This is a genomic window from Kitasatospora hibisci, from assembly GCF_043950205.1.
Taxonomy (GTDB): Bacteria; Actinomycetota; Actinomycetes; order Streptomycetales; family Streptomycetaceae; genus Kitasatospora; species Kitasatospora hibisci.
The window spans coordinates 6,329,252-6,341,646 of the sequence record NZ_CP171642.1 but is presented as its reverse complement, the minus strand read 5'-3'; the positions used below and the strand labels follow the sequence as shown (position 1 = coordinate 6,341,646).

Below are 12,395 nucleotides of genomic sequence, written 5' to 3'. Positions count from 1 at the left end.
ATGCGCGTACGGCGGGTCACGACCGCGGCGGGTCGACCGCTGCGGGCGGCGCGCAGCCGCTGGCGACGGTGGTCGCGATGGCGGAAGTGCCTGGTGGCGGCCCTGGCGGCGGTCGCCGTACTGGTCACGCCGGTGGGCGCGGCGGCGCTCGCACTCCGGCTGCAGTACGTCGGCGAGCCCTCCCCGGAGGCCCGCACGCGGGGGCGCGACGCGCTCTGGCTGGGTCATGCCTGGGTGGACGGCCGGAAGGGTGACGCCGACCTCGCCGCGCTCGCCCAGCGGCTCGCCGCCACCGGCGTCCGCGACCTCTACGTCCACACCGGGCCGCTGGAGCACGACGGCTCGCTGCCGGCGTCCGTCCACCCCCGGGCCCGGTGGTTCACCGAGGCCGCGCACCGGGCGCTGCCCGGCATCCGGGTGCAGGGCTGGCTGGGCGACGAGGTCAAGCCCGAGAAGGACGCACTGGACCTGGAGGACCCGCCCACCCGGGATCGGGTCACCGCCTCGGCCCGCCAGGTGCTGGACCTCGGTTTCGACGGCGTGCACTTCGACATGGAGCCGATCCGGCCGGGTTCGAAGGGGTGGCTCGCGCTGCTGGACCAGGTCCGCCCGGTGACGGCCGCCCGCGGCGCCCGGCTGTCCGTCGCCGCCCCGCAGATCGATCCGCTTCCCTGGCAGCACGACATCGCGATCGCGCTCACCGACCACGGAAAGTGGTGGGACCAGGCCTACTTCGCACAGACCGCCCGCCGGGTCGACCAGATCGCGCTGATGACCTACGACTCCAGCATGCCGACGGCCGGCTTCTACGGCGCCTACAACGCCTACCAGACCGAGCTGGCGCTGGAGGCCACGCCCGACGACGTCGACCTGCTGATGGGCCTGCCGTTCTACTGGGACGACAAGTGGGGCCACTGGGGGCACGCCGAGACCGTGGAGGACGGGATCCGCGGCATCCGGCTCGGCCTGGGCCGGCGGGACCTCGGGCGGCAGCACTTCGGCGTCGGGCTGTACGTGGACTTCGCCGCGACCGAGCAGAACTGGGAGGACTACCGGCGCGGCTGGGTGCGCTGAGCCTTCCGTGGCGGGGGGCCGGACTCAGGCGAGGCGGTGGGCGAGCGCGTCCAGGTAGCGGTGGATCGAGGCGTCCTCGCCGGTGACGTAGTGGCCGACCGCCCGGTGGATCGGCTTGTGGACCTCGCCGCGCTCGGTGACGGTGAGCGTGCACCCCTCGCCCGCCGGCGTCAGCACGTACGTCCAGGTGCCGCCGTAGGGCAGGTCCGGGTCGGCGATGCCGGTCACCAGGCGGTGCGGGGCCTGGCTCTCCACCACCTCGTAGGTGGTGTGGCCGTGCCGGTCGTACTCGCGCCAGCGGGACCGGCCGGCGGCGGTCGCGGGCAGCCGTTCGACGTGCGACAGACCCGGACGCCAGGCCGGGTAGAGGTCGATGTCGGTCAGCACGTCCCAGACCGCACCCGGCGGCTGGGTCAGGTCCAGGCCGCCCTCGGTGACGTGCTCCACCGGCAGGCGCCGCCCGAGCGCCGAGGCCGCCAGCACCGCGGTGCCGAAGGCCGCCGCGACCGCGCCGGCACCGATCCACAGCCGTCCGTTCATCCGCCCGGCTCCTCACACCCGCCGCCCGGCCCCGTCTCCATCATCACGCCGCCCCGGCGGGCGGGCACGATGTGACCGGGGCCCCGGCCGGGGCGGGACGGGACGGGACCGGCCGTCGCGCAGCACGTCCGGATAACCGCTGGATCGCCGGGCCACGCTCCCCCAGACTGTCCCGGTGCCCGGCCGCCGGGCGCTTCAAAGCCCGTAGGCTGGGCAGGTAGGGACCATGGGGCGAGCCGTTCCATGGGAGACGAGAGGTTCGACAGTCGGCAGCCGGACCGCCGGCGCCCGGGCAGGCCAGCCGGGGCGGGGTGCGGTCCGCCGCCGACCGGAGGGAGACGCTGGGTGATCGAGCTGGAAGATGTTCCCGAGTTGATCGACCCGGTCATGGTCTGCGCCTTCGAAGGCTGGAACGACGCGGGCGACGCCGCCTCCGCGGCCCTGGCGCATCTGGACGACACCTGGGGCGGCAAGGTGTTCGCCGCCCTGGACGCGGAGGACTACTACGACTTCCAGGTCAACCGGCCCACGGTGTGGCTCGACGGCGGTGTCCGCCGGATCACCTGGCCCACCACCCGGCTGTCGGTGATCCGGGTGACCGAGCCGAAGACCCGGGACGTCGTCCTGGTCCGCGGCATCGAGCCGAGCATGCGCTGGCGCTCGTTCTGCAACGAGCTGCTCGGCTTCGCCCACGAGCTGGGCGTCGAGCTGGTGGTGATCCTCGGCGCGCTGCTCGGCGACACCCCGCACAGCCGCCCGGTGCCGGTCAGCGGGGTCACCTCCGACCCGGACCTCGCCCGGCGGCTGGACCTGGAGGAGAGCCGCTACGAGGGCCCGACCGGCATCGTCGGGGTGCTGCAGGAGGCCTGCACCCACGCCGGGGTGCCGGCCGTGACGCTCTGGGCCGCGGTGCCGCACTACGTCGCGCAGCCGCCGAACCCGAAGGCGACGCTCGCGCTGGTCAACAAGCTGGAGGACCTGCTGGACCTGCGGATCCCGCCGGGCGAGCTGGGCGAGGACGCGCGCGCCTGGCAGCTGGGCGTGGACCAGCTGGCCGCCGAGGACAGCGAGGTGGCCGAGTACGTCCAGCAGCTGGAGGAGGCGCAGGACACGGCGGAGCTGCCGGAGGCCTCGGGCGACGCGATCGCCCGGGAGTTCGAGCGGTACCTGCGGCGGCGGGAGAACGTCGGCCCGACCGGCGAGAAGCCGGTGGCCGGGCACGCCACTGCCGAGCGGCCGAGCGAGCCGGAGCCGCCGACCGCGCGGGAGAGCCAGGAGGGCGCCGAGGAGGAGTGATCCTCCGCCCGGTGTCCCGGCGCAGGACGCGCGCCGGACCGGTACGCCGAAGGGGCGTCAGGACCGCGCTGGTCCTGACGCCCCTTCGGCGTCGTGTACGGGTGTTCGTGGATGCCGACCCGGTGTCAGAGCGCTACGCCGAGGAGCGCGTCGACCGTGCGCGAGACCAGGCCGGGCGCGCCGGCGTCCTCGCCGCCCCCGGCCTCCTGCCGCGCGGCCCAGGCGTCCACCGCGGCCAGCGCGGCGGGCGCGTTCAGGTCCTCGGCGAGCGCGGCGCGGACCTCGGCGAGCATCGCCTCGGCCGGCGGGCCGTCCGGGCGGGAGACCGCGGCACGCCAGCGGGCGAGCCGCTCGACCGCCTCGTCGAGGGTGGCCTTGGTCCACTCCCAGTCCTCGCGGTAGTGGTGCGAGAGCAGGGCCAGGCGGATCGCCGCCGGGTCGACGCCCTCGCGGCGCAGCGCCGAGACGAAGACCAGGTTGCCGCGGGACTTGGACATCTTGTGACCGTCCAGAGCGACCATGCCGGCGTGCACGTAGGCCTTGGCGTACGGGTGGTCGCCGGTGGCCACCTGGGCGTGCGCGGCACCCATCTCGTGGTGCGGGAACGAGAGGTCGCTGCCGCCGCCCTGGATGTCGAAGGACATGCCGAGGTACTTCAGCGCGATCGCGACGCACTCGATGTGCCAGCCGGGGCGGCCGTGGCCGAGCTCGGTGTCCCAGGCGGGCTCGCCCGGACGGGCGGAGAGCCAGAGCAGGGCGTCCAGCGGGTTGCGCTTGCCGGGGCGGTCCGGATCGCCGCCGCGCTCGGCGAAGACCGGACGCATGGCCTCGCGGGTGAGGCCGGAGACCGCGCCGAACCGCGGGTCGGCGTCGACCGAGAAGTAGATGTCGCCGTCCAGCTCGTAGGCGGCCCCGTCGGCCAGCAGCTTCTGGACCAGCGGCACGATCCACGGGATCGACTCGACGGCGCCGATGTAGTGGGCCGGCGGGAGCAGCCGCAGGGCGGTCATGTCCTCGCGGAAGAGCGCGGTCTCCCGCTCGGCCAGCGCCGTCCAGTCCTGGCCGGTGGCCACGGCCCGCTCCAGCAGCGGGTCGTCCACGTCGGTGACGTTCTGGACGTACAGGACGTCGTGGCCGGCGTCCTTCCACACCCGCTGTACGAGGTCGAAGGCGTTGTAGGTGGCGGCGTGGCCCATGTGGGTCGCGTCGTAGGGGGTGATGCCGCAGACGTAGATCCGGGCGGTGCCGTCCTGCGGCACGACCTCCCGGACACCGCCCGCTGCGGTGTCGAAGATACGAAGGGGGAGCCCCTGACCAGGCAGGGCGGGAACCTCGGAGGCGGGCCAGGCATGCATGGAACCGACTTTAACCTTGCGAACATTTGAAAGCCTAACCAGTGCGCAAGATCGACCGGATTCGTTGTCCGAACGGTTCCCGACAGATGATGACCGGCCATTGACGGATTTCTTCCGGTTCTCGGGAATAACCCGACGGTGTGCCAGATGCACGGACGAGCGCCCGGCCGGCCCTGCCGCCGACCGGGCACCCGCCCCCCCCGGGGGGCGCAGCTGGAGCCGCTACAGCCGCTGCCAGAGGGCCGGCACGTTCGGCGGCTCCCAGCCGGTGATGGCGGTGTGCCCCTGGAGGCACCGGTAGGAGACGCCCGCGTAGGCGACGCGGTCGCCCGTGGTGTAGGGCGTGCCCGCCGCCCAGGTGCCGCCCGGCTGGCCGGTCGGCGTGACGGTGGGCGTGGAGGTGGGCGTGGAGGTCGGGGTGGGGCTGCCGGTCGGGCCGGGCGTCTGGGCCACGTTCAGTACGAAGTCGTACGTGCCCTCCTTCCCCGAGCCGATCTGGCGGACGTTCATCAGCAGCCGCGCGTCGTAGATGGTGTCGGTGCCGTTGCGCGGCTCGCCCGGGAAGTAGAGCTGGGTGGTGAGCACCGGACGGCCGGGCGCCTGGAGCTTGACGTGGATGTGGCGGGTGCGGCCCGGGTAGAGCCCGGGGACGATCGTGGTGAGGCCGAAGGCGCCCCGGGCGTCGGTGAACTGGTGCCCGCGGAAGCCGAAGCCGGTGTTGTCGTACGCGCCGTTCACGTCGGCCTGCCAGAAGTCCAGCAGCACACCGGGGAGCGGCAGGCAGGCCCGGCCGAAGACGTAGCCGCTGACGGTGAGCCGGGTGCCCGGGGTGCTGTCGGTGATCAGTGAGGTCCGCAGCGGGGAGTTCGGCTTGAAGTAGGGGCCCTCGGTCTGCTCGACGGTGGGGCCGTCGCCGTCGTGGCAGGCAGGGGTGGGACCGGGCGCCTCACCGGTGCCGGCCCGGTCGCGGGCCAGGGCGACACCGCCGCCGATCAGCAGCGGGGCGGTACCGAGCACCGCGGCGGCCTTCAGCACGGACTTGCGGCTGATCCGGCGGTCGATCAGGCCGTCCCGCCCGGTGGCGGGCTCTTCGGACGCGGGCATGCGCCGACTCCTTCGGTGTGGGTGCGGGGGACTGTGTGCGGAACGCCGCGCGGCGCGCGGATGGTGCGGTGCGCGGATGGTGCGGTGCCCGGGGGCGGCCCTTGCCATGGTGGGGGCATGACAAGGGCCGGGCCGGCGGGTCGCCCGCGCGGAGCGGGCCGCTCGCCGGCGGCCACCAGCCAACCTACGGGGCGTCCGGGCCCGCCGCGATGGACGCGATCCGGGGATCGTGGTGATTTCCTCCGACGCCCGCCCGGAACTCCCCCGGCGTCATCCCGGTCTCCCGCCGGAAGAAGCGGCAGAAGTACGCCGGGTCGCCGAAGCCGGCCTCCCCGGCCACCTGGCGGACGGTCAGGTCCGTGCAGGCGAGTAGCCGTTTGGCCTCCAAGGTCTGCTGCTGGCGGATCAGCCGGCCGGGCGTACTGCCGGTCGCCTGCCTGACCAGGGCCTGCAGGTGCCCGGGTGATACGCCCAACTCCTGGGCGCAGGAGGCCACCGAGCGCCACCCCCAGCCCGGCTCGGCGATCAACCGGGTGAAGGCCGAGGCCAGTTCGGTCGACCGGCCGGGCGTCGCGCCGTCCAGTCCGGGAAGGGCTGCGCGCACCGCCCGGACGATCAGGATGTGCAGGCTGGCCCGCAGCACACCCGGGTAACCGGGCGCGCGGCCGCGGTACTCGTGCTCCATGTCGGCCAGGAGCGCACCGATCGGCCCGGCCCGGTCGCCGAGCGGCAGCGCCGGCCGGACGGCCAGCGAACGCAGGGCGGGGAGGTCCTGCGGGTGCCCGAGCAGGAAGTCCTCGTTGAAGAGGACCACCCGGCCGGTCAGCCCCTCGGCGTCGGCCCAGTAGTGCACCTGGCCGGGTGCGATGACGCACAACTGCGGCGGGCGCAGCGGGCGGTGGACCAGGTCCAGCACATGGGCGCCGCGGCCGCCGGTGACGTGGACGATCTCGAAGAAGGAGTGCCGGTGGGGGAAGCCCGCACGGGAGAGCGGGCCGATGGAGTCGAAGCTGCCGATCGCGAAGGGCAGCAGGTGCGGCAGGGGGACCTGCAGGCGGTGCAGCGGCAGGTCCAGGTGGGGGGTGGTCCGTCGCTCGTCCATCGGAGCAGTGTGCGGCCGGAGCGCCGCACAGGTCCAGACCAATGCCGGTCGAGTCGGACCGCGGCGGCGGGTACCGCCCTCCGGCGGGCTGCGCGACCGCCGGGGTCAGATCGGCGGCCAGGGGATGGCCGGCCAGTCCTCGGAGGGCAGCGGATGGCGTCCGGTGCCGCGCAGCTCGGCCACCCGCTCGCGGGCGGCGGCGAGTTCGGCCGCGGTCAGGTGCGGGGCGAGCCGCTCGCCGAGGTCGGCCGCCAGCCGCTCGGCCAGCCCGGCCAGCATCTCCAGGGCCTCCGCCGGCAGCGGCTGCCCGGCCCAGCCCCAGAGCAGGGTGCGCAGCTTGCCCTCGGTGTTGAAGGTGACCCCGTGGTCGATGCCGTAGATCCGCCCGTCGGCGGCACAGATCAGGTGGCCGCCCTTGCGGTCGGCGTTGTTGAGGACGGCGTCCAGCACGGCCAGCCGCCGCAGCCGCCGGTCGTCGGGGTGCACCAGCAGGGCGGTGCGTCCGCCGCCGACATCCGCGCGGGTGATCGGCAGCCAGCCCTCCTCCGGCCCCTGCGGGTCCTGGAGGGCGAGCAGCGGGGCGGCACCCGGGTCGGGCTCGACCCAGAGCTGGACCATGCCGGGCCCGTGCGGGCCGTCCCGCAGCACGGTCGGCGGGACCAGCGCCCAGCCCGTGGCGGCGGCGAGCTCGTACGCGGCGACCTCGCGGCCGGCCAGGGTGCCGTCCGGGAAGTCCCACAGCGGGCGCTCGCCGGCCACCGGTTTGTAGACCGCCTGCGCGGTCCGGCCGTCCAGCGCGACGCTGCAGTACAGGGCGGCGTTGGAGGCGTCGGCCAGCCGGCCGTGCACCGTCAGCCCGCCCTCGCGCAGCAGGCGCAGCGCGGCGGGTGCGTCGGCCGCCAGCGCGGCGGCCGCCGCAGGGTCCGCCTGCGGCGGGGTCTCGGTGTTCAGCGCCGGTAGCCGTTCGCGCGCGGGCACAGGTGGCCCTCCGGGTCGAGCGGCAGGTTGCAGAACGGGCAGGGCTTGCGGCCCGCGGCGACCAGGTCCAGCGCCCGCTTGGCGAACACCCGGGCCATGGCTCCGGTCAGCCGCACCCGCAGCATGTCGGGGCCGTCCTCGGTGTCCTCGAAGACGGACTCGGTGTCCTCCTCGTCCTCGTCCTCGATCACCGCCTGGGCCTCGACCACCAGGCAGCTGTCGATGCTGTCCCACGCCAGCGCCATGGTGCCGACCCGGAACTCCTGCTCCAGGGGCAGGTCCAGCGGTGCGGTGTCCAGCAGGTCGGCCGGCGCGGTGGCGGGGATGGACGTGTCGCCGCCGCTGCGCCGCAGCGCCTCGTCCAGCACCTCCTCGATCCGCTCGGCGAGCGCGGCGACCTGGGTCTTCTCCAGCAGCACGCTGGTGATCCGCCCCCGGGCGCTGGCCTGCAGGTAGAACGCCCGGGCGCCGGGCTGGCCGACGGTGCCGGCCACGAACCGTTCGGGCTGGTCGTAGAAGAAGACCTGACGGGGCACGCTTCTCGCTCCGGATCGTGTCGATCGTGGTGGTCGATCGGGGTAGGAATCGGACGGGTCGGGCATCGATGGGGCTCGTAAGTCACCCTACGACCTTCGGGCCCGGCCCGGGGAGCCGAAGTCGGGGAGCCGGGCGGGCGAGCCGGGCCGGTCAGGCCGCGCCGGTCGCGCCGCCGACCACCGCGTCCCCGGCCGGAGCACCGCTGCCGCCGGCGGACCGGCCGCCCGGCTTCGGGGCGAGCGGGGAGAGGTCGCCGGTGTCGCCCATCCTCAGCACGAAGGGCCGCTGCGGGGTGTAGCGGACGGCGGTGACCGAGCAGGGCTCGACGCTGATCCGCTGGAAGTGGTCGAGGTGCAGGCCCAGCGCATCGGCGACCACGGCCTTGATCACGTCGCCGTGCGAGCAGGCGATCCAGACCGCGTCCTCGCCGTGCTCGGCGGCGATCTTCGCGTTCCACTCGCGGACCGCGCCCACCGTGCGGTGGCTGAGCTCGCGCAGCGACTCGCCGCCGGGGAAGGCCGCGGCCGCGGCGTGGTCCTGGACGGTGCGCCAGAGCGGTTCCTTGGCCAGCTCCGCCAGCGGCCGGCCGGTCCAGTCGCCGTAGCGGCACTCGCCGAGGCGCTCGTCCTCGGCGGGCGGGCCGAGTTCGGGCCGGGCGGCGAGCAGCGGTTCCAGGGTCTGCCGGCAGCGCTCCAGCGGGCTGCTCACGGCCTGCACCAGCGGGATCCCGGCGAGCCGGTCGGCCAGCGCGGCGGCCTGGGCGCGACCGGTGTCGTCGAGGTCCACCCCGGGCGTCCAACCGGCCAGGATTCCGGCGGTGTTCGCGGTCGAGCGGCCGTGGCGGACGAGCAGCAGGGTGGGCATGGGGCCCAGCCTACGGCCTCCCGGGCGGCGACGTCCGGCTCCCGGGCCTCCGGGCTCCGGTCCCCGGCCTCCTGGGTGGCGGACCAGGGCCTGCGGGGCGGCGGCTTCCGGCCCCGGGCCGGGACGACGTCCTGCCGTCCCGGCCGTGGAGGCGCCACAATGGCCCGCGTGATCGTCCATTGCGCAATCTACCGCGACGGCCGCCGGACCGAGTGCTCCGGGGGCCACACCGGCGCCCTCGCCGCCGCGCGTGCGGCCGGCCGGGGCTCCTTCGTGTGGATAGGCCTCTTCGAGCCGAGCGCCGGGGAACTGGAGCAGGTCGGCCGGGAGTTCGGCCTGCACCCGCTGGCGATGGAGGACGCGGTCCGCGCGCACCAGCGCCCGAAGGTGGAGGCCTACCAGGGCTCGCTGTTCGTGGCGCTCAAGACGCTCGGCTACCACCCGGGCGGCCACGCGGTGACCGGCGGCGAGGTGATGGTCTTCGTCGGCGAGGACTTCGTGATGACGGTCCGCCACGGCGCCGACAGCCCGCTCGACGAACTTCGGACCGGGCTGGAGCAGCAGCCGGAGGTGCTGAAGTACGGGCCGAGCGCAGTCCTGCACGCGGTCTGCGACTCGGTGGTGGACGGGTACGTGGACGTGGCGGTCGCCCTCCAGGCGGACCTGGACGAGCTGGAGGCGGACGTGTTCGCCCCCGGCCGGATCGGCCGTGACACGGCCGGCCGGATCTACGGCTACAAGCGCCAGCTGGTGGCCGTCCGCCGGGCGACCGGCCCGCTGCTGGAGCCGATGCTGCGGCTGGGAGGCGGCGGCGTGCCGTTCGTCCGCCCCGAGGCGCTGCCGTACCTGCGGGCCGTCGCCGACCACCTGGCCCGGGCCAACGACCAGGTGGACGCCATGGACCGGCTGCTGTCGGACATCCTGAGCGCCAACCTGGCTCAGGTCAGCGTTCAGCAGAACAACGACATGCGGAAGATCTCGGCGTGGGCGGCGCTGGCCGCGGTGCCGACCATGATCGCCGGCGTGTACGGCATGAACTTCGAGCACATGCCGGAGCTGCACCAGCCCTGGGGGTACCCGGCCGCGGTGGCGCTGATGGTGCTGGTCTGCGTGGCGCTGCACCGGGTGTTCAAGCGGCACGACTGGCTGTAGGGCCCGGGGCCGGCCGGGGGCCGCCCCCGCCGGGGCCCGGACCGTTCGCGTCCGTTCGCGCGGCCCGGGCCCCGGCGGGGCGGTCCGCCCGGTCAGGCGAGTCCGGCACGCTCCAGGGCCTCGACGCCGGTGCGCAGCGCGAGCACCCGCTCCTCCAGGGTGAAGCCGGCCGGCGCGAGGGTGAGCGTGGTGACGCCCGCGTCGGCGTAGGCCTGCATCCGGTCGGCGATCCGGGTGGTGTCGCCGAGCAGCGAGGTGGCGTCGATCAGGTCGTGCGGGACCGCGGCCGCGGCACCCGCGTAGTCCTTGGCGAGGTACTTCTCCTGGATCTCGTCCGCCGCCTGCTCGTAGCCCATCCGCCGGGTGAGCTGGTTGTAGAAGTTCTTCTCCCGGCTGCCCATGCCGCCGATGTAGAGCGCCGCGTAGGAGCGCAGCGCGTCGGCGCCCGCCTTGGTGTCCTCGCCGACGGCGATGTTCACGGTCGGGCAGAGGTCGAAGCCCTCCAGGCCCTGCCCGGCCTTGGCCCGGCCGGCCTTCAGCGGGTCGAGCGAGAGTGCGGCGTGCTCGGGCGAGAAGAAGATGCCCAGCCAGCCGTCGGCGATCTCGCCGGTCTGCTCCAGGTTCTTCGGGCCGATCGCCGCGATGTACAGCGGGATGTGCTCGCGCACCGGGTGCACGGTCAGCTTGATCGGCTTGCCCGGACCGCCCGGCAGCGGAAGGGTCCAGTGCTCGCCCTCGTGGACCAGCCGCTCGCGCGACATCGCCTTGCGGATGATCTCCACGTACTCGCGGGTGCGGGCCAGCGGCTTGTCGAACTTCACGCCGTACCAGCCCTCGGAGACCTGCGGGCCGGAGACGCCGAGACCGAGCCGGAACCGACCGCCGGAGAGGGTGTCCAGGGTGGCGGCGGTCATCGCGGTCATGGCCGGCGTCCGGGCGGGGATCTGGAAGATCGCCGAGCCCACGTCGATCCGCTCGGTCCGGGCTGCGACGAAGGAGAGCACGGTGGCGGCGTCCGAGCCGTAGGCCTCGGCGGCCCAGCAGACCGAGTAGCCGAGCCGGTCGGCCTCCTGCGCGACGGCGACGTTGTCGGCGTCCATGCCGAGTCCCCAGTAACCGAGGTTGATACCGAGTCGCATCTGCCATGCCTTCCAGTCGGGTTGCTCGCGAGGGTAGCCGTGCTCTCGGCGGCCATGCTACTGGCCGGTAGGTGTGGCCTGGGCCACATCGCGGCCGACCCGGCGCGCAGTGATCGTCCTGCGGGTCTGCACACCAGCCCGGGCACCGGCCGCTACGCTCAGCCGACGTGGGGACACCTCTCCCCACCTGCGCGTTCGCCGGGCGGGTCGGTCCCCCCGACAGCCCGCCGTCCCGGCCAGTGAAGGGGCCCGTCCGATGGAAAAGCGTCACCTCGGCCGTACCGGGCTGCAGGTCTCCCGGCTCGGCCTCGGCACCATGACCTGGGGCCGGGACACCGACGAGCACGAGGCCGCGGAGCAGCTCAAGGAGTTCGTCGACGCCGGCGGCAACCTGGTCGACACCGCCGACGTGTACGCGGACGGCGGCGCCGAGTACCTGCTCTCCAGGCTCACCGACAACCTGATCCCCCGCTCCGAGCTGGTGATCGCCACCAAGGCGGGCAGCGTCCCGGAGTCCGGCCGCCGCTTCGACGGCTCGCGCGGCCACCTGCTCGCGGCGCTGGACGCCTCGCTGCGACGGCTCGGCACCGACTACGTCGACCTCTGGCAGGTGCACGCCTTCGACCCGGCCACCCCGGCCGAGGAGACCCTCAGCGCCCTGGACATCGCCGTCGTCTCCGGGCGCGCCCGGTACGTCGGGGTCTGCGACTACAGCGGCTGGCAGCTCGCCAAGGCCGCCACCTGGCAGCGCGCCCACCACGGGCGGGTGCCGCTGGCCGGCGCACAGCTGGAGTACTCGCTGCTCCAGCGCGGCATCGAGCGTGAGGCCGTGCCGGCCGCCCGGGACGCCGGGGTCGGGCTGCTCGCCTCCTCGCCGCTCGGGCGCGGCGTGCTCACCGGGAAGTACCGCCACGGCGTCCCGCAGGACTCGCGCGGCGCCTCGCCGTACCTCTCCGGCTTCGTCCAGCCGTACCTCGGGGAGCGCTCGCGCCGGATCGTGGACGCGGTCGCCACCGCCGCCGACGGGCTGGCCAGCAGCCCGCTGGCGGTGGCACTCGCCTGGGTCCGGGACCGGCCCGGGGTCGCCTCGGCGCTGGTCGGGTCGCGGACGGTCGGGCAGTTGCAGGCGGCGTTGTCAGTGGAGGCGCTTACTCTTCCGGGTGAGATCCGCGGTGCGCTCGACGACATCTCGGCGCCGGTCCACCGCTACCCGGACCAGGGGTGGAGCGAGCTGTAGACGCACGCCGGCCCCCG

12 protein-coding genes are annotated in these 12,395 nt (G+C 74.4%); 4 read left to right on the top strand and 8 right to left on the bottom strand.

Going from position 1 to position 12,395, the window contains the following annotated elements:
- Positions 1-93: 93 nt before the first annotated feature.
- Positions 94-1,074: a hypothetical protein gene (locus ACF9IK_RS27825; protein WP_395296831.1), complete on the top strand. Its 981-nt coding sequence runs from the start codon at positions 94-96 to the stop codon at positions 1,072-1,074.
- 24 nt (positions 1,075-1,098) lie between these two features.
- On the opposite strand, the gene ACF9IK_RS27820 is transcribed toward ACF9IK_RS27825, so the two are convergent.
- A complete protein-coding gene (locus ACF9IK_RS27820; protein ID WP_395296830.1) occupies positions 1,099-1,614 on the bottom strand; it encodes an SRPBCC family protein in 516 nt (171 codons plus the stop codon).
- Positions 1,615-1,959: 345 nt separating this feature from the next.
- Here ACF9IK_RS27820 and ACF9IK_RS27815 point away from each other — a divergent pair, with 345 nt between their 5' ends.
- Positions 1,960-2,910, top strand: a complete 951-nt coding sequence (locus tag ACF9IK_RS27815; RefSeq protein ID WP_308222265.1) for a PAC2 family protein — start codon at positions 1,960-1,962, stop codon at positions 2,908-2,910.
- 125 nt (positions 2,911-3,035) lie between these two features.
- Here the strand turns inward: ACF9IK_RS27815 and mshC are convergent, their stop codons facing one another.
- The 6 genes from mshC to ACF9IK_RS27785 form a co-directional block, all read right to left on the bottom strand.
- Positions 3,036-4,265, bottom strand: coding sequence for a cysteine--1-D-myo-inosityl 2-amino-2-deoxy-alpha-D-glucopyranoside ligase (mshC, locus tag ACF9IK_RS27810; protein WP_395296829.1), 1,230 nt, complete (start codon positions 4,263-4,265; stop codon positions 3,036-3,038).
- 222 nt (positions 4,266-4,487) lie between these two features.
- The gene (locus ACF9IK_RS27805; RefSeq protein WP_395296828.1) at positions 4,488-5,369 is read right to left on the bottom strand and encodes a carbohydrate-binding protein; all 882 of its coding nucleotides are present in this window, start codon (positions 5,367-5,369) and stop codon (positions 4,488-4,490) included.
- A 184-nt stretch (positions 5,370-5,553) separates the two neighbouring features.
- Positions 5,554-6,471: an AraC family transcriptional regulator gene (locus ACF9IK_RS27800; RefSeq protein ID WP_395296827.1), complete on the bottom strand. Its 918-nt coding sequence runs from the start codon at positions 6,469-6,471 to the stop codon at positions 5,554-5,556.
- A gap of 105 nt (positions 6,472-6,576) precedes the next feature.
- On the bottom strand, positions 6,577-7,374 hold the full coding sequence (locus tag ACF9IK_RS27795) for an SCO1664 family protein (RefSeq protein WP_395298703.1): 798 nt from the start codon (positions 7,372-7,374) through the stop codon (positions 6,577-6,579).
- Positions 7,375-7,418: 44 nt separating this feature from the next.
- Positions 7,419-7,985, bottom strand: coding sequence for a DUF3090 domain-containing protein (locus ACF9IK_RS27790; RefSeq protein WP_395296826.1), 567 nt, complete (start codon positions 7,983-7,985; stop codon positions 7,419-7,421).
- A 151-nt stretch (positions 7,986-8,136) separates the two neighbouring features.
- The gene (locus ACF9IK_RS27785; protein WP_395296825.1) at positions 8,137-8,850 is read right to left on the bottom strand and encodes a histidine phosphatase family protein; all 714 of its coding nucleotides are present in this window, start codon (positions 8,848-8,850) and stop codon (positions 8,137-8,139) included.
- A gap of 159 nt (positions 8,851-9,009) precedes the next feature.
- Here ACF9IK_RS27785 and ACF9IK_RS27780 point away from each other — a divergent pair, with 159 nt between their 5' ends.
- Complete coding sequence (locus ACF9IK_RS27780; RefSeq protein WP_395296824.1) at positions 9,010-10,002, top strand: magnesium and cobalt transport protein CorA; 993 nt, start codon at positions 9,010-9,012, stop codon at positions 10,000-10,002.
- A 92-nt stretch (positions 10,003-10,094) separates the two neighbouring features.
- Here ACF9IK_RS27780 and ACF9IK_RS27775 read toward each other — a convergent pair whose 3' ends face one another.
- A complete protein-coding gene (locus tag ACF9IK_RS27775; protein ID WP_395296823.1) occupies positions 10,095-11,141 on the bottom strand; it encodes an LLM class F420-dependent oxidoreductase in 1,047 nt (348 codons plus the stop codon).
- Between the two features lie 256 nt (positions 11,142-11,397).
- On the opposite strand from ACF9IK_RS27775, the gene ACF9IK_RS27770 reads away from it, so the two are divergent.
- Entirely contained in the window at positions 11,398-12,378 is a 981-nt protein-coding gene (locus ACF9IK_RS27770; protein WP_395296822.1) for an aldo/keto reductase, read from the top strand.
- The last annotated feature ends 17 nt before the right edge of the window (positions 12,379-12,395 follow it).